Raw genomic sequence first — 19,915 nt, 5'->3', positions numbered from 1 at the left:
CCTGGCGGGAAACAAAACATTACATCGCCCAAAAAGGTTCACCTAGACTTTTGCCTAGATGAACCTTCTTTGTTTGCTCAGTTTTCGCGATAGTAAGCCTCAGACGCGTAGCCTGATTGGCCGGCACTGGTGATCAAGCGGTCCTTGTTGCTGTCAGAATCATCGGCTTCAGACGCTTTGACGCCTTTAGGCAAGATCGCTAGCGGCGCCATTGGCGAACCTGGACCGGAGATGAAGTAGCCATAACCGCCCACTGGGGTCCCGGATTGGGTCAGGTGCGAACCGGCCGTGATGACCATCGGCTGGCCGTTGCTGTCATGGCCGCTGACCACGACGCCGACATTGGGATCAAAATTGCTGCCGGCTGGGGCCGTTACTTTCTGTCCAGTGACGACCCAGGTATCGCCGGTGGTCGGATTTTTCCAGGTGCCGACCAGGCTGGCAAAATTATTGGCTGTCAGTTGACTGATATTCAGAGAGGACGCGGTCGTGGCCGGCTTCTGAGGTGCAGAAGCACTGCTACTCGAGGCGACACGGCTACTGGAAGCCTGGCTGCTGGAAACCGCGCTGCTGCTTGCGGCCGTGTGACTGTTGTTGGTCGTGGCGGTTTTGGCGACGGGCATGTTTTGGCCGTAGACGATGGTGACGTTGTTGTTGCTGGTCCACAATGCCACCATGTTATGTTGATTCTTCCCAGACTCACCGGTAATCGCCTGGAATTCGTCTGTCGTGTTCTTGGGATAAAACGTCACCGCCCAGTTGATTGCCACTTGGTCCGCGTCTGCCAGCGTCGCAACCAACGTGCCTTGCGTCTGTTTGAAGGCCAGTGGGTGCTGGTGGCCGTCTGTGGTCAGCTTGTTTCCCGCCAACTGCACCTCACCGATGGTCAGCGCCTGTTTGGTCGCGGTCATCTGCGATTGCACTTCAGGAGAGAACCCGGAATTCTTGCTCTTGCTACCGACCGCCGCCCACTTGCCGGCGATGCTGGTATAATCCCCGTGCCCGATGGCGGCAAAATCCATTGTTGTTGTTGGCTTCTTGGCTTTCTTCGGTTTCGCCGACGTGGCTTGGCTCGACTTGACCGAAGATGACGACTTGGCCGGTGCCTGTTGTTGGCCACACGCGGCTAACAACCCGATTGTCAATGCGATTGTTGCGATACCCATAATTTTTTTCATATCCTACCTCCCTCAACTCGTTAAATTGGTACCGCTTAACCATAGCCAAAGCCGCACCTGATTGTCAACGGTGCATGACTTGATCGTTAAAAAAATAGACGTCTCTTGCTGGGAGGCGTCCGTTTTCGTGTGCGTCACGACTCGGCTGGCTTGCGCTTGGTCGCCAGCTCGATCAAGGCAAAGCCGATGACCAAAGCCGCCACCGGGAAGATCAGGTTGGTCCCGTGTTTGAAGGCGGAGACGATGGTCGCGCCGCCGACGGTACAAAACACCACGCCGATCAGCGCGGTGACGATGCTGACAAGTTTCAATTTTTGCTGATGGGGTTCGTTCATGGTGAGCGCCTCCTTCGTGGTGAAAACGATTCGACAGCTATACCCTAACACATCAATAGAAAAAGCGCTTGCAGAGATCGCGACTTCCGGTTAAAGTAATACTAAAGTGGGGACGTGGCGAGGGGATCGCCAGAGTGGTCAGCAGGATCTTGGAGGAGGCTAAGATGAAAAAACCATTGATCGCCATCTTCGGCGTCAGCGGGGTCGTGATTTGTGTCTTGGCGGTGAGCGACTTTGTCACCAGTCCAGATAACTGGGCCAAGCGAGTCGCGATGCTCGCAGGCTTATTGATTTTCGGACTCTTGTACACCGGCCTTGCCATTGCGATGTCCCGCGGTAAAATGCAACGCCGGATCAATGCTGGCACCAAGCTTGGGTTCGGTTTGGCAACGGCGGCGCTGATCGTGGGCGTCGCGATGATTGGTTGGGTGATGGCGATGCAAGCGATCACGTTGCATGGTATCGCGATCGCATGGACGGTGCTGGCGTATTTGCTTTGTAGCTGGCTTGATGCGCTCGACAATTATCGCCTGGCAGCGTGAGTCAAACTGAATCGACAAAAAACGGCGACCGCTTTGGCCGCCGTTGGTCGTATCTGGCAAACGTGCTGACAAGTTTATTAATAACAGCGCGTTGATCTATCTTGCTGACGAATTGGCTTGAGATCCGTCTGGCAAACGTAATGCAGTGGTTCTTTATTTGCGACGTGTCAGGGAATCCCACCCACGCCAACATTTCAGCCAAATGTTGTTGACTAATGACACTGGTGCCAACTTGTATGGTAAAATAACGAAGCAGAAAGTTGATGACGGTTGGCAAATCCAATCACATTGTGAGGTGGTCGCCTATGGGTGATTCACAAACTCTAAGTGAAAGGGGGTGCCTTGTTGATTCCCGTTGCGGATGCAATCATGATGATGATCGCGTTTGGTAGCTTAATTGTTGCCTTGCTCGAACTAGTGGTTGTTATCGTGAAAGCAATGATTGAAGACGACAAAAAGAACCGTCGATAACTTCTTGGCTGAAGCGACGGTTCTCTGGTCCAATAAATGCCAGCCGTCTTAAACGGTCTGCATCGGGCGTGGTGGTCACACACCGCGCCTTTTCTGTATCTATTATATCATGATGATCAGTTACGTTCAAAGTCATGTTGATTCCCGGTGCTTCCGTTCGACTGCGTCTCGCTCCGAAGAAAAAACATGCTGATGCAATCATGTTAGTGATTGCGTTTGGTAGCTTAATTGTTACCATACTCGGACTAGTGATCGAGATCATCATGCTAACAGAAGACAGCAAAAAAGATCGTCGATAAACTCTTGGCGAGGGTTTCCGAGACGACCTTTAGTTGAAGAAATAATCTGCCAGCCGCCTTAAACGGCCTGCAGGAGCGGTGTGTTAGCGCACACCGCTCTTTATGTGCTCATTATATCATGGTTGCCAATAGCGTTCAAAGGGGATAACTGTCTGGACTGGACGGTAATATTTCTTCCTATTATATGGGAGCCTGATTGTTATCTTACTTGGACGAGTGGTCGAGATCATCATGCTAACAGAAAACAACAGAAAAGATCGTCGGTAACCTTCTTGGCGGAGTGACATCAATGATACCATCCCCACCAATCCCGCGCCAACTAAAACCCCCTGGATCGCCGAATCCAGGGGGTTCACGTACTAATTTAGTCTAACGTTTCCGGATGCCGTTGCAGATAAACCGCGTGGGTGTTGAGGAATTCTTCGATGCCGTGGCGGCCGTCTGCGCCGCCGACGCCGGATTCCTTCCAGCCGGCATGGAAGCCTTGGATCGCTTCGAAGTTGAAGCGATTGATATAGGTCTCACCGGCTTCGATGGTGTTGGCGGCATAGGCCGCGGCTTCCAGGTCGCGGGTGTAGATCGAGCTGGTCAAGCCATAGCGGGTGTCGTTGGCCATCGCCACCGCTTCTTTGAGCGTCTTGTAAGTGACGATCGGCAACACCGGGCCGAAGATCTCGTTTTGGACGATCTCCCAGTCTTGTTGGACGTGGGTGATGACCGTCGGCTGATAGAAAAAGCCGTGCGGGGTGTCGACCGGATGGCCGCCGGTGGTGACAACGCCGCCTTGGGCCACGGCGCGCTGCACCATGCCGTCGACTTTTTCCAGTGCCGCACGATTGATCAGCGGCCCCATCTCAGCACTCGGGTCGCTCGGATCTCCCACTTTGACCGCGGCGAGTTTCTCGGTCAGCTTCGCCACGAATTCATCGGCGACGTCTTCTTGGACGTAGACGCGCTCGGCGTTGTTGCAGACCTGGCCGTTGTTGTCGATCCGCGAATCGACAATGGCCTGCACCGCCATGTCGAGGTCTGCGTCTTTGGCGACGATTGCCGGCGCCTTGCCGCCGAGTTCCAGGGAGACCTTGGCCACGTGGTTGGCGGCGGTGGCCATGACCTTCTTGCCGGAGTTCACCGAGCCGGTGAGGCTGATGATGCCCACAGCCGGGTTGGCGGACAAGGCGGAGCCGATCGAGCTGCCACTGCCAGGGATCACGCTGACGACGCCGGCGGGGATGCCGACTGCATCGACCAGCTTCGCGAATTCCAAGGCGATCATCGGCGTCTCAGAGCTTGGCTTCAACACGATGGCGTTGCCGGTGACCAAAGCCGGCGCGAGCTTGCGCACGATCAAAAACAGCGGGAAGTTCCACGCGAGGATGCCGACCGCAACGCCGATCGGCTGCTTGGCGATCATGATATTTTCCGCAGGGTTGTCGGATTGGACGACTTCGCCTTCATACATGCGCCCGGCTGCGGCCATGTAATCGAGGTAATCCGCGGAAAAAGTGACTTCGGTTTCTGCCAGGCCGTGGATCTTGCCTTGCTCGCGGATCAGCAGGTCGATGAAGGTGTCGGCGTGGGCGCGCAGCTCGCGGGCCAGTTCCGCGAGGTATTTGCCGCGCGTCGGGGCCGGCAGTTCGCGCCAGGATTTCTGGGCTTCAACTGCCGCTTCAACCGCTGCGTCGGCTTCGGCGACAGTCGCCAGCGGGAAGGTGCCCAGCGGTTCTTCCGTCGCCGGGTTGATCACGGTTTCGGTGTCACCGGAAGCGGAATCGACGAACTTGCCGGCGAGATACATCTGATAATGTTTGAGTGCGGTCGTTGTGTCTGCCATCGGAAAAGTTACCTCCTTAAAATTCACATGCACCAAAAGAAAACGCTTACTCATTGATTTCACTCAGTATACAGCGGTTACTTTTTGTTTGCAAACGTTAGGCTTGTGCGTATTCTTTTCACAAGACAGACGCGCCGAGGATTTCTTGCGGCGGTGACGACGTGGAGGGATTCCACATTTTGTGATGCAGAAATGTTTTGAAAAAGTTTTTCGCCAAGTGATAGCGCTCACAGAACAGTTGAACCGGGTAAAATCTGTGATGAAGTTACGGTATAATGGTCGTGGCAAGCTAGGTAATTAAGGAGGTTTATTCATGATAGATTTTGATCGAGCGAAGAACCGTATCGGCACATACGCGGTGAAGTGGGACCAGCGCCAAGAAGTGTTTGGCGATCCCGACGTGTTGCCGATGTGGGTGGCTGATACGGATTTCGACGCGCCAGAGCCGGTGCAAGACGCGTTGATCGCGCGGGTGAAGCAGGCGCCGTTGGGCTACACGTTCATTCCCGATGAATTCAACACGGCGATCAGCAACTGGTACAAGACGCGCCATGGCGTGACGATCGCGGCAGACAACATCACGCCGGCGGCTTCGGTGATGACCAGCGTCGACCTGTTGATCCAGGCGCTGACGGCCAAAAACGATTCGGTGTTGATGTTTGATCCGGTGTACTTCCCGTTCTTCAACACCGTCAGCCAGCTTCAGCGCAAGCCGTTGATGTTCCCGTTGGCCAAGGACCATGCTGGGTTGCACATCGACTTCGACCACCTCGAAGCGTTCGTGAAAACTAACCGCCCGAAGCTGATGTTGCTGTGTAACCCGCACAACCCAGGCGGGCGCGTGTGGGATCACGACACGCTCGTCCACATCGGCGCCTTGATGGCCAAATACAATGTCCCGATCATCAGCGATGAGATCCATGGCGATATCATTTTTCCAGGCCAGCACTTCACCGCCATGCTCGCCGCGTGCCCGGAGTACCGGCGCCACATCTACACGTTGGCGGCGCCGACCAAGACGTTCAACATCGCCGGGCTCAAGTGCAGCTATCTGATCAGCTGCAACCCGAAGACGACCGCCGCCTTCAAGCAGCTGGAACAGCGCGGCAACTACGCGGAGATCAACACCTTGGCGATCACCGCTTTGATTGCGGCCTATTCGCAATGCGGCGATTACGTCGACGCGCTGAACGCCTACTTATACAAAAACTATCAGGCCTTGTGCGCGGGTCTGGATCCGGCCTATGACGTGATGGCCTCAGAAGGGACATACCTGGCCTTCATCAAGATCCCAGACGGCTTCAGCGAAGACGCGTTCTTCCAGGCCGCTGTTGCTAACGGCATCGGCATCCAGAAGGGCTCGCAGTTCGGCGAAAACGGCCGCGGCTACTTCCGGCTGAACTTCGGGACGCAACGCAAGAATATCGACTTGGCGATCGAACGGTTGAATCGGATCGTGGGCGCTAACGCCTGAGGGGAGAATGCCATAAAAGCATTACGCTACAGTCAGTGGCCGCCGCTAATCGCTGAGCTGGTATTGATGGGACTTCTCGGGTTCGAACAATTTGTATAACAAAAACGGGCGTGTGACAGTTGCCACATGCCCTTGTTTTTGTCACAGCCAGCCGATCTGAGACAACTGTAATAGGAAGAACACGATCGCGCTGATGCCGGCGAGCCCGAGGTTCCACCATTCGTCGACGGTGATAACAGGGATGGCCGTGATGCCTTGGCGATTGCGGAGGCGCTTGGCGCGGCGGTCGAGCACCGCGGCGATCAGTGCCAGCAGGAGCGGTTGCAACAGCAACCCGAAGCGCCCGCCCCAGCTATCCACGTGGCCGCCGCTACCAAAATGCATCGCCACTTGGCTTGGCGCCAACACGATCAAGCCGATCGTCACCACCACAAAAACACAGACGATACCCCACAACCAGATGCGATATTTTTTCATGCTCGCCACCTCCATCACGATGACTTTGTGTGATTGAAATCTCGACCAAATCATAGGCGCGTGGTGCGCAGAATGCAACTGAATTTTTCAGTATGACAAAACCCGCAAACATCAGGTGTCTGCGGGTTTTTGCGTCATAATCCTTTAGCCGCTACGGTCGACGCCAGAGTCCAATTGATCGTTGCCTGATAGTTTTGCTGATCGGCGTCTCCGGTCGGCGTCAACGTGAACTGCGGCGTCTGGCTGTATGCCGCAGTTGCGCCTGAGGCAATCGTCGCCGTGGGTTGCGTCGTCGATAGTACCGGTCCGCGTTGGCCGATCTGCAGCGAGAACGGAAACGCCTTTGAGTCCAGGGTGGCCGATAGCGCCCAGCCCGGCTCAGTTCGGGTGTCGCTGACTTTTAGTGGTGTCGACGTTAATGGCTTGGCCACCCGGTCATACACGTCCAGAGGCTTCAGTTGCCAGTTCAAGTTTGCCGGTACACTGGTCAAACTGAGTTCGCCATGAGGCTTGGAAACAGAGAAGCCGGCGAGATTAGACACAAGGGTGACCGGTTTGCCGTTGGGCGCTCCGGAAACGGTGAGCTGCAACAGCCGAGGGCGTTTGGCGGCGGTATTTTGGCTCAGCTGTTGAAACAGACTACTGTTACGTGGCGCCTGGAAGGCGACGGCTTCGTCTGCCAAGTTGTCAGTGTCACCGGTGGCGCCTTTGACATCACCAAATGCGTCGAGGGCTTGAATATCGTCATAGTTAGGGACTAACTGGCCTTGACTGTTGGCCTTGGTGCTGATCAGTGTCCACCGGTAATGCCAGTGTGTCGCCGGCAATTGCTTGCTGAGTTCCGTCAGACCATGGGCGGTGTAACACAGGCCGGTTTGGCTGACGACGTCGCCGTTGACATCGATGGCCGCCAGACCACCGACAGTAAGCGATTGTGTTGCGTGGGCTTGGCCTGCGGTGGCCGCCAAGGTCGCCGGCAGGCCGTCGCGGTTAGGATCCCAGTTGATCGCATCGCTGGCTTTGGCAGTGAAGGTCAACGGGTTGCCGCTGAGCTGTGGGGCCGTGAGATTATCGCTAGGTTGCCAGGCAATCAAATCGGTAGCGTCTGTCGGTGTGGTGGTCGCTGACGCCGTGAACGGTAGGCTACCTTCCTTGGTGCCAAACACCACGTTAGGCGCGGTGATGGTCAGGCCGGTGGCAGCTTGTTCTGCGCGGATCCATGCCAGTTTGGAGGCAGTAGGGGCGTTCGTGTTGCCAGTCGTGGTGTATTGAATGGCGTGCACTGCCGGTTTTTGTGGCGTGTAAGCAAAAGGCAACAAGGCGTCGTATTCGAACGGCCCCATGGTTTTGGCTTGGGTCTGCTGAGCGACTTTGGTGGCCTGAAAGCGTCCTTGTGCCGTTGGCGTCAGGCGCCAGATCCGCAGCCAAAACGTCAGCGGCTTTCCTAGGTCTGTCAAAATGCTGCGGTGATAGTGGGCATCCAACGTGATAGGTTGGCCGACGCTGGCCGTCACTGTCTTGTCTTGCAGGGTCTGGTCGCTAAAGCCGCTTTGGGTCAAGGATGCGGCCGGCGTCGGCGTGGCAGGGGGTTCATTCCAGTCGATCTTGGCAGGGTCTGGCGTTGGTGGCAAAACCGCGGCGTGCGCGGCCGTTGCTGTCAGTTCCCACATGCCGCCAATTATCAGTAAGACGGCCAGCCAGCGTCGCAACCGGCGTTTGGCCAACACGAACACCGCCAGCAATACCAGCACCCCTAAGATGCCGAGCCAAAGATCCAGGTGATCAGCGGTTTGCGGCAGTTGTGCTTGGGTGGTCGGAAGCAGGTTGCCCGGGGCGACCGGACCGACGCTGCCGACCACTTGCAAAGTTGCGTGCGAAACATTACCGGTCATGATTGCTTCCTCCTTTTGAACAATAAGACGATTACGGCGGCCGCCAAGGCGATCACCGCAGCGATCAAGGCATATACCCACCACGGCAAGACCGCTTGCACCGTCGGCCTGGTGCCTGGGACGGCGCGGGCTTGCGTGCCGGTGATAGTTAGTGGCTGGTGCAAGTCATAATGTTGCGTGCCAGAGTTCAGGCGCACACGCAAAGTATAGGTCCCAGGATGAAGCTTGTGCGTGCCCACAGGCAGGCGTAGCGGCATGATCGCCCCCGGTGCCATCTGCGCGTCTTGTAATTTGGCGGCCAAGACAGTCTTTCCGGCGGCGTTTTCCAGCGTCGTGTGCATGCTGATCTTCCCAAAAAGCCGGGCGGTGTGGCTGGCGAGGTTAGCGGAGATAGTTGCTTTGGCTGCTTCTAGCTTGGCGTGATCAAGTGTCAGATAAGGACGCGTCGCTAATGCTTTGGTGACGGTGAGATGTACCGGAGTGGCCAAGGTGAAGCGGTTTTGGATGCTACTTTGGCGCTTGGCCGCAAACTCAGGCTGATCGGTGACGTTAATGGCCCCCAGCTTTTCACCAGATTTCGCGGCAGGTGGCACCGCCAACGTCAGTGCCACTTGTTTGGTGCCATGCGCTGCCACGGTGACGTGCATGGACTTGCTCGTCCAGGCAGTGAGCGTCGGTTTGCCGGCCTTGGTCAAGTTAGCTTTGGCGGTGTACAATAGCTGACCGTTGCTGTCTGTGCTCGCCGGCACCATTTGCACCGTGAAGTTGCGAGCTTTGGCGGCGGTGTTGTTAATGGTGATGGGTAAGGCTTTGGTTGCACCTGGGGCGAGGGTGAATTGAAAATAGCCGCTCGGCTGATTGGCCGCCACCGAAAATTCGGCACCGGCGGCGTTGACCGGGGTCGCTGGCAGTAAGAAGCCGGCGACCAAGCCGAGCAACAACAAGAATCGTGACAAAGTGCGCCTCCTTTACAAGCAAGTGTGCCATAACCTAAAATCGGTGCAGCTGACCCTGAAACTGGGTCGCACTGCACCGACGCGTTGGGTGACATTAAAGGGCTTTGGTTTGAATCCCAGGCGTTAACGTCCAGAACAGGTCTGCTGTGTATGCGGCATTTTTGACGACCGCGGCGTTGGGAGTGGCAGATTGTTGGAGTTTTGCGGTGATCGCGGTTGCCGGCAGCTCCAGCGTCCCACGGCCGGTGTCATGCGACATCACGGTCGTGTCCTTGCCGGTTTCGAGCTGGCCGTTCAAGATCATGCCAGCCGGTGCATCGGTGGTGGAACCCAAGGTCAGCGTGGCAGCGTTGAGTTGATCTTTGTCATTGCTGCTGAAGGCGCTAAGTTTCGTGCTGAGGTGCCAGCCTTCTTTGATGTCTTGGCTACGTCCATCGACAACCTTCAGCGAGTCGGTGATTGTGGCCGAGTCTTTATGAAAGCCATTGTAAATTTCAAGCGCCTTCACTTTCCCAAAATTAAAATTCGGTGCAGAACGGATGGTCAGTTCACCAGCGCTGTCGTCGTCGACAATCTGAACCTGGGCTTGAGTTTTTGAAGCTGTGTTCGTTTGGTCCGGAGTCACCTGGTCTGTGGTTGCAGCGGCGACTGGGGTAGTTGCAATGGCAAGGCCTGCGAGGACCCCGCTGAAGAGAATGAGTTGTTTCATAGTTGATAGCCTCCTATAAGTATGTATTAATATATCTTAATACTGCCAAAGCTTATCAAATACCTTTTGTATATTCAATATAAAACGCAAAAAACAATATATAAGCACGATTATCTAATAATAGATAATAAATTGAGTTATAAAAGCAGTTGCTGTCATTAGGTTCCTTGCTTGCCGTCTTGCTGGCGTTTGCCGCGTAAAATCAGTATGATAGAGGCAAAATTTATTGATGATTTAGGAGGCAAAAATGCGTATTTTAACGTTATACGCCTTACCCAAGGCACAGCGCCGCCAGCTGTTGGCGGCCGATCCCAGTTTTGAATTTGTTTCACGCGATGACTACCGTCCGGAGATGGCGCCGACGATCGATGTCATCCTGGGCTGGAACCGCGACGCAGCGGCGATCATTGCCCGTCCAAACAAGGTAGGCTTCGTGCAGGCGATGTCGGCCGGTGTCGATTATCTGCCGCTGCAAGCATTCGTCGACCAAGGCATCGAGTTGGCGAACACCTCTGGGATCCACGCCGAGCCGATCGCGGAATATGTTATCGGCGGGGTCTTGAGTTTTTATCGCGGCTTGTTTCCGGTTGCCACGACCTGGGACACCCGCGAACGGTTCCACCAGATGGGCACGCTAAGAGATCGCCACGCCGTGATCTTTGGCACCGGCCACATCGGTTCGCGCATTGCCACGCACCTGCGGCAGTTTGGCGTCAACGTGTTGGGCATCAGCCGCCATGGCAACCCCGATCCCGCGTTTGATCAGGTGGCGACGGCCGCCGCAGGTCAAGCCGCGATCGCCGGCGCCGATATCATCGTCAACGCGATGCCGCTGACGGCTGCTACCCAGGCGTATTTCGACGCGGACTTTTTTGCGAAGCTGACCGCCAAGCCCTTGTTCATCAACATCGGCCGCGGGGCGACGGTCGATCAAGACGCGCTGATTACGGCGCTGACGACCACGTTGCGTGGGGCGGTGCTCGACGTGTTTGCCCAAGAGCCGCTACCAGAAAACAGTCCGCTGTGGCAATTGCCCAACGCCTTGATCACGCCACATGTGGCCGGACAAACCGAGCACTTGCGCGAGCAGGTCGGGGAGATTTTTGCCCAGAACCTGCAGGCCTATGCCGCGACAGGCAAGCCGGCAATTCATCGCGTGGATTTGGCCGCCGGGTACTGACAGCGGCCAAATCATGGTATACTATTCATGTAATCGGTTGCATCAAAAAGGGAGGAAATGCCATGAGTCAACGCACCACGGAGATCATCAGCCTGCTAGAAGATGCCTTATTAACCAAGCGTCCCGTTAAAGTGAAGACGTTCGATCACCAAAGACTGCACGGGGTCATCGACGCCATCACGCCGGGCCAGGTTAAACCATACCAAGAACGGAGCACCGTCACGATTACCACCACCAAAGGCGCCAAGCGCGTGCCAGAATACGCCATCGTCCAGATCGCTTGGGCGTAACTTAACGCAAACCAGATAACAAAAGGCCGTGAGCCCCGGAATTTCCGGAAGTTCACGACCTTTTTTGGCGCGGTTAGCGCGTGTAGGTGAATGTCTTGCGTTCCCATTGCGATGTTGGCTGGTAGCTGCCGCCGGTTACGGACTGCACGCGGACTTGATTATTTGGCAATGGGGTGAGGGTCAGATTGAGGCGGGCGCCGCCTGACGTTGCGAAAAGGTCGATCTCAAGATTATTGCCTTTTTGGACGGGACCACCGTACAGATCGACTGGACGCTCGCCGTTGCCGTCAAGCGGGCCAGGCATATAAATGACCACAGAGTTGGCGTCACCATCGGCTTCTTGTTGCTCCTTGGCGTTTGCGTGATCCATTTGCCCGCCTCTGAAGTCGTTGGCATGGGCGTTGTAGATGGCAATGGCATCCGTAGTCGTCACCGGCTTGACCGCCGCCGCGCGACTCGATGCCGCGGCACTGGCGGCCGTAGCACTGGCGCTTGCCGCGGTCTTGGCACTGGCCATTGCGGCGCTGGAACTGGCTGCAGCTTTTGAGTTGGCTAGCGCCTTGGCGCTAGCTGCGGCTTGAGAACTGGCCGCGGCTTTGGAACTTGCGATCGCCTTAGCGCTGGCGACTGATTTGGAATTTGCTTTGCGCTTGGCGGTGTCCTTTTTCGACGTCTGCTTGGCGCTGGTCGTCGCCTTGCTACTGCTGTCTTTGGCGCTGCTGGCGTTGTTCCCGCACGCGGCCAGGGTGATGGCGGCGACTGCCACCGTCAGCCAGGTAAGGCCTTTTTTGATCATCATGTTTCTCCTCCAAAAGAAATATGTTTATCCAAAATAATGATTACTCTAGATGATCATAAGTATAGTTGTGGAAGGGTGTGGAAACAAGTTGTGCGCGTGCCAATTTTGGCCACAAAAAAACGGCTGAGCACTGCCCAGTCGTTGCGTTTGTCCCTATTATAGTTTCAGCAAATTCGAATCAGCTGACCAACAAGTCGATGATGTCTTCTTGCGGAATGCCGGTGAAGTATTGATTGAGATCGAAGTCTGCCAAGGCCGCTTCGATGTGTTGCCGATCGAACACGATCCCGGTCAAGGCCGCCGCGATATCCTGGACGTCTTTTGGCCCGAAGAAGTCGCCGTAGAACTTCACGCTGGTGAGCTTGCCGGCGTCGGTGGTCAGCCGCGCGTCGATGGTGCCCATGTCAAAATGCTTGCGGCGCTTGGTTGTGTAGGCCGGGGACTTGCCAAAGTTCCAGTCCCAGTTGGAGAAGACGTCGGCGTTGATCTTGTCGATGGCGACCTGGTCTTCTGAGGTGATATGGTATTCGCGGTCTTTGATGGTGTCAACGGTATCGACCCCGAACAGCCGCATCAACAAGATGTCGCGGAATTCCGGCACCGTCAGCGACTGGAACTTAGGATCCAGATATGGGCGCAGGTTGGTGACCCGGCTGCGGACGCTTTGGATGCCTTTGGAGGCGATCTTGTCGGCCGGTACGTTCAAAACCTTAGGCACTTCAGACATGTCGACATCGAGCATCAGCGTGCCGTGGCAGAAAGTCTTGCCGTTACGGGAATACATGGCAGAGCCCGAGAACTTGCGGCCGTCGACCAGAATGTCGTTGCGGCCGGAGACCTCTGCAGTAGTGGCGCCCATGCTGTGCAAGGCGTCGACAATCGGTTGGGTGAAGGACTTGAAGTCCCCGAATTCTTCGGAATCAGAATCCACCACAAACGAGAAGCACAGGTTGCCCAGGTCGTGGTACACCGCGCCGCCGCCGGAAGTCCGACGGGTGACGGTGACGTCGTGTTGCTGGATGTAATCGAGGTTGAGTTCTTCTTGGGCGTTTTGATTGCGGCCGATGATCACGCTGGGCTTTTCATAATAGAAAAGCAGCAGGGGTTCATCGAACTGCTTGTTGTTCATCAAATATTGCTCCGTGGCAAGGTTTTCACGGATATCGTGTTTAGGCATGATAACGTAATACATTGATTGTTCACTCCTATCTTTGACTTTACTGTCTTATTGTAAGCGTTGTGCCCGCTTTTGAAAACCCTTGCGTACAAAGTAATGTTTTCACAAGTGCAAAGACCAAGTCACTGCGCTATAATTGCTGTCATATACAAGCCGAAAGGGGCAATGGTGCAATGACAAGATACCAAGATGATCTGTACGAAGCCGTGAATGGTGAGTGGGCGAAGACGGCCGTCATTCCAGACGACAAGCCAACCACAGGAGGGTTTGCGGACCTGGCAGACGACGTCGAAAAAAAGCTGATGGCAGACTTTGACGCGGTCGCCAGCGGCACCAAAAAGGCACCGGACAGCTATTTCCAAGAAGCAGTCCGGCTGTATCAGCTCGCCGGCGACTTCAACGCCCGCGACGCAGCCGGCATCACCCCGGTGCTCGACCGTTTGCAGGAATTGCAGGCCGTCAGCGACCTCGCCGACTTCAACAAGCAGTCCGCAACGCTTGACGGGGACCTTTTCCCGCTGCCATTCAGCGCCAGTGTCGAGCCCGACATGAAAGACACGGCGCACAACGCCTTCACGATCTCAGGCCCGGGCACGATCTTGCCGGACACCACGTATTATGGCGACGACAACGCCCAAGGTAAGCAGCTGATCGCGTTGTGGGAAGACATGGCCAAGAAGGTCTTGGCCCAAACTGACCTGACGCCGGCCCAACAAGCCGACTTTTTGGCCGACACCATCGCCTTTGACGCGGATATCGCCACGCGCGTCAAGAGTTCAGAAGAATGGGCGGACTATCCTAAAGCCTATAACCCGAAGCCGTTTGCAGAAGTCGCCAAAAAGTTTGGTGCCTTCAACTTCACCCAATACGCCGACGCGGTGTTGCCAGTCCATCCCGATCAGGTCATCGTCGCCGATCCGCGGTTCTTAGATGAGTTCACGGACCTGTTCAACGCCGACAGCTTCACCAAGTACCTGCACTGGGCGTACGTCACGGAGCTGTTGTCCAACACCAGCTACCTGTCCGACGACCTGCGCGTGCTCGGCGGCACCTTCAACCGCGCGCTGTCCGGCTTGCCGGCCGCACCTAGCCACGCCAAGCACGCCTATCGCCTGGCCAACCAGATGTTCTCCGAGCCGATCGGGATCTACTACGGACGCACGTATTTTGGCGAAGCGGCCAAGGCCGACGTCACCAACCTGGTCGAAAAAATGATTACAACGTACAAAAAGCGCCTGGCCAACTCCAGCTGGCTGTCGCAGCCGACCAAAGACAAGGCGATCGTCAAGCTCAACACCATGGTGCTCAAGATGGGCTACCCGGACCGCGCCAATAAGGTGTACGACCTGTTGCACGTGCCCGCAGACGCTGACCTGTTGACGGCTGTGCTCGCCATTGCCAAGACCCGCCACGCCTATCGCCTGGCGCAGTTGAGCGAACCCGTCGATCGCACCGAATGGGCGATGCCGGGTCACTTGGTCAACGCGTGCTACGACCCGTCGCGCAACGATATCACGTTCCCGGCCGCCATTTTGCAGGCCCCGTTTTACGCGTTGTCACAAAGCGACAGCGAAAACCTCGGCGGCATCGGCGCCGTGATCGCCCACGAAGTCTCGCACGGCTTCGACAACAACGGCGCGCAGTTCGATGAATTCGGGAACCTGGCCGACTGGTGGCAAAAGGCCGACTACGACCACTTCAAGACCTTGACGCAGGCAATGATCGACCAGTTCGACGGCTTAGAGACCGAAGCCGGCAAGGTCAACGGCAAGCTGGTCGTGTCCGAAAACATCGCCGACGCCGGCGGCCTGGCCGCGGCGCTGGCCACGGCCAAAGGCCTTGACGATTGCGATCTGCACGCCTTCTTCATCAACTGGGCCCAGATCTGGCGGATGAAGGCACGCAAGGAATACATGCAGCTATTGCTGTCCATCGATGTCCACGCGCCAGCCAAGCTCCGCGCCAACGTCCAGGTTCAAAACCTCGATGAGTGGTACACCACGTTCGACGTTCAACCCGGCGACGCGATGTATCTCGCTCCAGACAAACGCATCACGATCTGGTAATTTAACCGCAACACAAAAAGAGGACAAACCCGCGTGGTTTGTCCTTTTTGGCGTGGTCGTGATTATGGGGTGGGGTTCTGGTTCGGGGTCGGGTGCGGGCGAAAGTGACTCCAGCAGGTTCAATCTGTCGTGGAGAGGGTGCTCGGCGGAGCTAACTTCGTCTGCGACGAAGTGGATCTCCACCTGCGCTTGGCTGTAGGCGACAAGTCGCCAACAGCCATCTCACCACGTCAGATTGACCTGCTTCCGTCACTTTCGCCCGCACCCTGGGTCCTGCGTATCTGGATAGTTTGGTGTAATCATAGATAAAGTTTCTCAGCAATCGGAATTCTGGGGTTCGGATTTCATGTGGCAATACACAGTAATTATTGTGAGCCTGTTATTTTAAACATGCAGTATCGTAGGTTGTACATTGATGGAATGTTATCTGATGTTGTCTCAATTGAGGATGGGGAAGCAGAACTACTTCGCATACTTCCAATCAGATGAATCCACATCGATAGCGTTTCAAGGACAAGTTTATTTGCCGATATGTCTGTTCCGTTAACTCAAAAATTGCCGCTTTAGTTGTGTAGACCGCAAATATGAGGACGGGGTGTGCGGAGACGGGCGATGGCTCAGGACAAGGACAAAACCGTGTGGTCTATCCTTGTTTGGCGTGGTTATGATTATAGGGGCTGTCCTCCGGGAGGAAGTAGGCTAGCTTTGCTACGCCGGCAATGCAACTCTGCAAAAATTGTGGCAATTCGTTGTCACAGATAAGAGTGTTGAGTCATGAACTCGGATTCTACTTCGACAACAGGATTGCTTGGTGGTGGTCGTTTTGCTATGTCTCGGAAATACGCTTTGGGTGATTAGGATGCAAACTCGAGGAAGGGGTAAGGCTTTGATTTAGCAGAAGCGGTGGTTTTCAAGTGACGAAAATATGGTCGGTCTAAACTATCCGAATATGTAGAATCTAGGGTGTGGGGGAAAGTGACGGAAGCCGGCAATCTGATGACGTGGTGAGATGGCTGTTGGCGACTTGTCGCCTACAGCCAGGCGCAGGGGGAGATCCACTTCGTCGAAGACGAAGTTAGCTTCACCGAGCACCCTCTCCACGACAGATTGATCCGGCTGGAGTCGTTTTCCCCCACACCCGGCCGTTCCAATACCCCCAATTTTGGATGAAAAAAAGCCGACCAGATTAGCTGGCCAGCTGCTTGAGTGCGTCTGGGCGGAAGCCGGAGAAGGCTTCGATGCCATCGGCTTCGAGGACGGGAACGGCTTGGAAGCCTTTGTCCTTGAGGTAGTCGATATATTCAGGTTCGCTGTTGATGTTGTGTTCGGTAAACGTGATGCCGTGTGTCTGCAGGTAATGCTTGGTCATGCGGCACTGTGGGCAGCCGTTCTTTGTAAATAATGTGACGTCGGTGTTCATATTAATCGCCTCTCTGTTAACTGATAAATATAGTATACCCGATATGGTGGGTGCCGTCAAACAAAAACACCATATCTAGCGACGACCGATTTTGGCCGCTAGATATGGTGCACTCATCATTATACACACACAAGGCTGCAATGCAACTTACTTTTTTACAGGATCGGGGACAACAGGCGCGAAAAGCGCTGCTTGAAATGCAACCAGTGGCTTTGTTCTGCGATCAACTCCGGCGTCAAAAGGTAGCAGTCGTCCAAGTCGCGCTGGAAGGCGGCCGCGAGTCTGGCGGCGACGGCCTGGTCGTAGATGAATGCGTTGACCTCGAAGTTCAGCTTGAAACTGCGGATATCCATGTTGGCGCTGCCGACGCTGGCGACGTTGCCGTCGATCACCATGGTCTTGGCGTGCAGGAAGCCTTTTTGATAATGGTAGACCTTTACCCCGACGCGCGTCAGCGCCGCAGCGTAATATTGCGACGCTCGGAAAATGAACGGGTGGTCGGGCATGTTCGGGATCATGACGCGCACGTCGATGCCGGCCAAGGCGGCGGCGACCAGCGCGTCATACACGGTGTCGTCTGGGATCAGATAAGGCGTCTGCAGCCACACAGAGCGGGTGGCGCCGGTGATCATCCGCACATAGCCGGCCTTGATCTGCTGGCCGATGCTGTCGGGACCGGAGGCGACGATTTGGATGGCGTTGCCAGGTTGGCCTTGCATCGCCGTCAGCGGGGCGTTGGGGTAAGGCAGCTGGCGGCCACGCCGCACGGTCGCGTTCCAGTCCATCGTGAACTGGATCTTCAAGGCCATGACAGTGTCACCGACGACGCGCAGGTGGGTGTCGCGCCAAAAGCCGAACTTTTTGCTTCGCGAGACATATTGGTCGCCGACGTTGAAGCCGCCGATGTAGCCGATGGTGTCGTCGATGATGACGATCTTGCGGTGGAGCCGGTAGTTCATGCGAAAATCCGCGATCAGATGCTTGGAACTGAAATAAGTTTCCGCACTGCCGCCGGCTTGAACCAGCGGGTGCCACCAGCGCGTGGTGGCGCCCATCGAGCCCCAAGAATCATAGACGACGCGCACCTCGAGGCCTTGTTTGGCCTTGGCGATCAACAAGTCGCGTAGCTGGTTGCCCAAGGCGTCGTTATAAATCGTGTAGTATTCGACATAAATATAGTGCTTGGCCGCTTCGATGTCTGCAAACAGCGCCGCGAACTTGTCTTTGCCGTCAAAATACAGCTGCACAGATTCGTTGGTCAGCACAGGCGCCCGCGCGGTGTTCAAAAACAGGTTGATCAGCTCTTGGCCGGTCGGGGTCAACGACGCTTGCGGCAGGAGGTTGCCGCGGACGTTGGCGCGTTTTTGCAGCTGGACGAACGCCGCGATCCCGTGCGCATATTCGGCGTGGATCAGTTGCATTTTTTTGGCCGATAGCCGCCGGCCGACGAACAGGTAGATAACAAACCCGAGCACCGGCAGGAAGATCAGCACCAACAGCCACGCCCAGGTGGTGGCGATGTCGCGCACGGAGCGCAACACGGTGAAGATCGCGCCAAGCGTGTTGATGAATAACAAGCCGATGATCAGCCAGCCGAATAGCGACATAAGGTCCTCCTACACAAACAAATAAAAAAATTTTGAATTATTCTCTTTACTTACATTTTGTCAGTTGATACAATAGCTCCATACTCAAAAACATAAAGGTGGTAACTGATTTGAACACAGATGTATTGAACGCATTGAAGAAACGCCGCTCCATTTACGCTTTGGGCAAGAACGTCCAGGCTTCCCAAGACGAGATCGTTAAGCTCGTCGAAGACGTCATCCAAGAAACCCCGACGGCCTTCAACTCCCAGACGACCCGCGCCGTTTTCCTCTTTGGCGACAAGCACGACCAGCTTTGGGACATCGTGGTCAAGCGCCTCGAAACCGAAGTGCCAACCGCAGAAGCCTACGAGAAGACCAAGGCGAAGATCGCCAGCTTCAAGGCCGCTTACGGGACCATCTTATTCTTCACCGACACCGCAGTGGTGCACCAGCTTGAAAAAGACTTCACCTTGTACGCAGACAACTTCGCGACCTGGGCAGAGCAGGGCCAAGGTTCCGCTCAGCTCAACACGTGGACATCTTTGGCCAACAACAACATCGGCGCTTCTATCCAGCACTACAACCCGCTGATCGATTCCCTGGTCGCTGACGCCTTTGATATCCCAGCTAACTGGAACCTGCGTGCGCAGATGCCATTCGGCTCGATCGAAGCCCCAGCCGGCGCCAAGGACTACATGAACCGCGACGATCAGTTCAAGGTCTTAGGTTAATTCTAACAAACTAAATCAGTGGCAGAAAATCTTTTTGCCGCCTGTCGCCTCCGACCATGATCGTGGTTGGAGGCGATTTTTGGTTATGTCTTGGGCAAATGATCTGTGCGCTTCGTTTACAACAGAGAAAACTTGAACCCTGGGATGGCGATTTCTGAATTTAGCTGCACTGACGGTAAACTGAAACTATCTATCGAAGGCTTCTGAGCGGGCGGGACTGGCAACGTGTAGGGGAAAAGGGCATGGCAGTGACAAGAATCGTGTCTATGAGACGGCTTGCCGACAAGATTTTCTCTACGTTGAAGATTCCGATATAGCCGACGTCGATTCGGTTTTGTATCGGTGATATGATCAGGAAAACTGAGATCTAAGGGGCATCGGTGCAGTTTAGTAGCGACGCGAAGGCGGCAATGACGAGACGCCGTGACAACCAGAACGCCTGTGAGACAGCTTTGCTGGCTTACCGGTGTTCTGGTCGGCAGAATCAGAGACGCGA

The 19,915-nt window shown here is 55.5% G+C and carries 19 protein-coding genes; 8 read left to right on the top strand and 11 right to left on the bottom strand.

The window, feature by feature from the left end; genetic code table 11:
- Positions 1 to 77: 77 nt before the first annotated feature.
- Together ACYVRB_RS08670 and ACYVRB_RS08665 are read right to left on the bottom strand one after the other, a co-directional pair.
- The gene (locus ACYVRB_RS08670; RefSeq protein WP_461214801.1) at positions 78 to 1,178 is read right to left on the bottom strand and encodes a DUF6287 domain-containing protein; all 1,101 of its coding nucleotides are present in this window, start codon (positions 1,176 to 1,178) and stop codon (positions 78 to 80) included.
- Between the two features lie 134 nt (positions 1,179 to 1,312).
- Entirely contained in the window at positions 1,313 to 1,513 is a 201-nt protein-coding gene (locus tag ACYVRB_RS08665) for a hypothetical protein (RefSeq protein WP_461214800.1), read from the bottom strand.
- A 164-nt stretch (positions 1,514 to 1,677) separates the two neighbouring features.
- Here ACYVRB_RS08665 and ACYVRB_RS08660 point away from each other — a divergent pair, with 164 nt between their 5' ends.
- The 3 genes from ACYVRB_RS08660 (at position 1,678) to ACYVRB_RS08650 (ending at position 2,825) form a co-directional block, all read left to right on the top strand.
- A complete protein-coding gene (locus ACYVRB_RS08660) occupies positions 1,678 to 2,055 on the top strand; it encodes a hypothetical protein (protein WP_461214798.1) in 378 nt (125 codons plus the stop codon).
- A gap of 342 nt (positions 2,056 to 2,397) precedes the next feature.
- Positions 2,398 to 2,526 carry a putative holin-like toxin gene (locus ACYVRB_RS08655; RefSeq protein ID WP_461214796.1) on the top strand — a complete coding sequence of 43 codons (129 nt, stop codon included), beginning with the start codon at positions 2,398 to 2,400 and terminating at the stop codon, positions 2,524 to 2,526.
- Positions 2,527 to 2,660: 134 nt separating this feature from the next.
- Positions 2,661 to 2,825, top strand: a complete 165-nt coding sequence (locus ACYVRB_RS08650; protein WP_461214794.1) for a putative holin-like toxin — start codon at positions 2,661 to 2,663, stop codon at positions 2,823 to 2,825.
- 364 nt (positions 2,826 to 3,189) lie between these two features.
- On the opposite strand, the gene aldA is transcribed toward ACYVRB_RS08650, so the two are convergent.
- Positions 3,190 to 4,659 (bottom strand): aldehyde dehydrogenase, encoded by a 1,470-nt coding sequence (gene aldA, locus ACYVRB_RS08645; RefSeq protein ID WP_461214793.1) that lies wholly within the window; start codon positions 4,657 to 4,659, stop codon positions 3,190 to 3,192.
- A 313-nt stretch (positions 4,660 to 4,972) separates the two neighbouring features.
- Here aldA and ACYVRB_RS08640 point away from each other — a divergent pair, with 313 nt between their 5' ends.
- Positions 4,973 to 6,133: a MalY/PatB family protein gene (locus ACYVRB_RS08640; RefSeq protein ID WP_461214791.1), complete on the top strand. Its 1,161-nt coding sequence runs from the start codon at positions 4,973 to 4,975 to the stop codon at positions 6,131 to 6,133.
- A gap of 141 nt (positions 6,134 to 6,274) precedes the next feature.
- Here ACYVRB_RS08640 and ACYVRB_RS08635 read toward each other — a convergent pair whose 3' ends face one another.
- From ACYVRB_RS08635 to ACYVRB_RS08620, 4 genes are all read right to left on the bottom strand, one after another.
- Complete coding sequence (locus tag ACYVRB_RS08635) at positions 6,275 to 6,610, bottom strand: DUF1648 domain-containing protein (protein WP_461214789.1); 336 nt, start codon at positions 6,608 to 6,610, stop codon at positions 6,275 to 6,277.
- Positions 6,611 to 6,744: 134 nt separating this feature from the next.
- Entirely contained in the window at positions 6,745 to 8,502 is a 1,758-nt protein-coding gene (locus tag ACYVRB_RS08630) for an LPXTG cell wall anchor domain-containing protein (protein WP_461214787.1), read from the bottom strand.
- Entirely contained in the window at positions 8,499 to 9,458 is a 960-nt protein-coding gene (locus ACYVRB_RS08625; RefSeq protein ID WP_461214785.1) for a WxL protein host-binding domain-containing protein, read from the bottom strand. The genes ACYVRB_RS08630 and ACYVRB_RS08625 overlap by 4 nt, the downstream gene beginning before the upstream one ends.
- 94 nt (positions 9,459 to 9,552) lie before the next feature.
- Entirely contained in the window at positions 9,553 to 10,167 is a 615-nt protein-coding gene (locus ACYVRB_RS08620; protein WP_461214783.1) for a WxL domain-containing protein, read from the bottom strand.
- A gap of 247 nt (positions 10,168 to 10,414) precedes the next feature.
- On the opposite strand from ACYVRB_RS08620, the gene ACYVRB_RS08615 reads away from it, so the two are divergent.
- Entirely contained in the window at positions 10,415 to 11,347 is a 933-nt protein-coding gene (locus ACYVRB_RS08615; RefSeq protein ID WP_461214782.1) for an NAD(P)-dependent oxidoreductase, read from the top strand.
- Between the two features lie 62 nt (positions 11,348 to 11,409).
- Positions 11,410 to 11,637 (top strand): hypothetical protein, encoded by a 228-nt coding sequence (locus ACYVRB_RS08610; RefSeq protein ID WP_461214780.1) that lies wholly within the window; start codon positions 11,410 to 11,412, stop codon positions 11,635 to 11,637.
- A gap of 73 nt (positions 11,638 to 11,710) precedes the next feature.
- Here the strand turns inward: ACYVRB_RS08610 and ACYVRB_RS08605 are convergent, their stop codons facing one another.
- Both ACYVRB_RS08605 and ACYVRB_RS08600 read right to left on the bottom strand, forming a co-directional pair.
- Positions 11,711 to 12,436: a hypothetical protein gene (locus ACYVRB_RS08605; RefSeq protein WP_461214779.1), complete on the bottom strand. Its 726-nt coding sequence runs from the start codon at positions 12,434 to 12,436 to the stop codon at positions 11,711 to 11,713.
- A gap of 178 nt (positions 12,437 to 12,614) precedes the next feature.
- On the bottom strand, positions 12,615 to 13,628 hold the full coding sequence (locus ACYVRB_RS08600; RefSeq protein ID WP_461214777.1) for a lipoate--protein ligase: 1,014 nt from the start codon (positions 13,626 to 13,628) through the stop codon (positions 12,615 to 12,617).
- 158 nt (positions 13,629 to 13,786) lie between these two features.
- On the opposite strand from ACYVRB_RS08600, the gene ACYVRB_RS08595 reads away from it, so the two are divergent.
- Entirely contained in the window at positions 13,787 to 15,679 is a 1,893-nt protein-coding gene (locus ACYVRB_RS08595) for a M13 family metallopeptidase (RefSeq protein WP_461214775.1), read from the top strand.
- 1,186 nt (positions 15,680 to 16,865) lie between these two features.
- On the opposite strand, the gene nrdH is transcribed toward ACYVRB_RS08595, so the two are convergent.
- Together nrdH and cls are read right to left on the bottom strand one after the other, a co-directional pair.
- Positions 16,866 to 17,099 carry a glutaredoxin-like protein NrdH gene (gene nrdH, locus ACYVRB_RS08590; protein ID WP_461214774.1) on the bottom strand — a complete coding sequence of 78 codons (234 nt, stop codon included), beginning with the start codon at positions 17,097 to 17,099 and terminating at the stop codon, positions 16,866 to 16,868.
- Between the two features lie 155 nt (positions 17,100 to 17,254).
- Positions 17,255 to 18,706, bottom strand: coding sequence for a cardiolipin synthase (gene cls, locus ACYVRB_RS08585; protein WP_461214772.1), 1,452 nt, complete (start codon positions 18,704 to 18,706; stop codon positions 17,255 to 17,257).
- Between the two features lie 110 nt (positions 18,707 to 18,816).
- Here cls and ACYVRB_RS08580 point away from each other — a divergent pair, with 110 nt between their 5' ends.
- Entirely contained in the window at positions 18,817 to 19,419 is a 603-nt protein-coding gene (locus tag ACYVRB_RS08580; protein WP_461214771.1) for a nitroreductase family protein, read from the top strand.
- Positions 19,420 to 19,915: the final 496 nt, after the last annotated feature.

The sequence above is a fragment of the Lacticaseibacillus boliensis genome (assembly GCF_054784775.1).
Note: the sequence above shows the minus strand (reverse complement) of the source record. Positions and strands in the feature narration are given on the sequence as shown.

What these genes read in the sequence shown, in the direction of transcription:
- ACYVRB_RS08670 (WP_461214801.1), bottom strand. Translation starts at nt 1,178, where the DNA reads ATGAAAAAAATTATGGGTATCGCAACAATCGCATTGACAATCGGGTTG.
- ACYVRB_RS08665 (WP_461214800.1), bottom strand. Translation starts at nt 1,513, where the DNA reads ATGAACGAACCCCATCAGCAAAAATTGAAACTTGTCAGCATCGTCACC.
- ACYVRB_RS08660 (WP_461214798.1), top strand. Translation starts at nt 1,678, where the DNA reads ATGAAAAAACCATTGATCGCCATCTTCGGCGTCAGCGGGGTCGTGATT.
- ACYVRB_RS08650 (WP_461214794.1), top strand. Translation starts at nt 2,661, where the DNA reads ATGTTGATTCCCGGTGCTTCCGTTCGACTGCGTCTCGCTCCGAAGAAA.
- aldA (WP_461214793.1), bottom strand. Translation starts at nt 4,659, where the DNA reads ATGGCAGACACAACGACCGCACTCAAACATTATCAGATGTATCTCGCC.
- ACYVRB_RS08640 (WP_461214791.1), top strand. Translation starts at nt 4,973, where the DNA reads ATGATAGATTTTGATCGAGCGAAGAACCGTATCGGCACATACGCGGTG.
- ACYVRB_RS08635 (WP_461214789.1), bottom strand. Translation starts at nt 6,610, where the DNA reads ATGAAAAAATATCGCATCTGGTTGTGGGGTATCGTCTGTGTTTTTGTG.
- ACYVRB_RS08630 (WP_461214787.1), bottom strand. Translation starts at nt 8,502, where the DNA reads ATGACCGGTAATGTTTCGCACGCAACTTTGCAAGTGGTCGGCAGCGTC.
- ACYVRB_RS08620 (WP_461214783.1), bottom strand. Translation starts at nt 10,167, where the DNA reads ATGAAACAACTCATTCTCTTCAGCGGGGTCCTCGCAGGCCTTGCCATT.
- ACYVRB_RS08615 (WP_461214782.1), top strand. Translation starts at nt 10,415, where the DNA reads ATGCGTATTTTAACGTTATACGCCTTACCCAAGGCACAGCGCCGCCAG.
- ACYVRB_RS08610 (WP_461214780.1), top strand. Translation starts at nt 11,410, where the DNA reads ATGAGTCAACGCACCACGGAGATCATCAGCCTGCTAGAAGATGCCTTA.
- ACYVRB_RS08605 (WP_461214779.1), bottom strand. Translation starts at nt 12,436, where the DNA reads ATGATGATCAAAAAAGGCCTTACCTGGCTGACGGTGGCAGTCGCCGCC.
- ACYVRB_RS08600 (WP_461214777.1), bottom strand. Translation starts at nt 13,628, where the DNA reads ATGTATTACGTTATCATGCCTAAACACGATATCCGTGAAAACCTTGCC.
- ACYVRB_RS08595 (WP_461214775.1), top strand. Translation starts at nt 13,787, where the DNA reads ATGACAAGATACCAAGATGATCTGTACGAAGCCGTGAATGGTGAGTGG.
- nrdH (WP_461214774.1), bottom strand. Translation starts at nt 17,099, where the DNA reads ATGAACACCGACGTCACATTATTTACAAAGAACGGCTGCCCACAGTGC.
- cls (WP_461214772.1), bottom strand. Translation starts at nt 18,706, where the DNA reads ATGTCGCTATTCGGCTGGCTGATCATCGGCTTGTTATTCATCAACACG.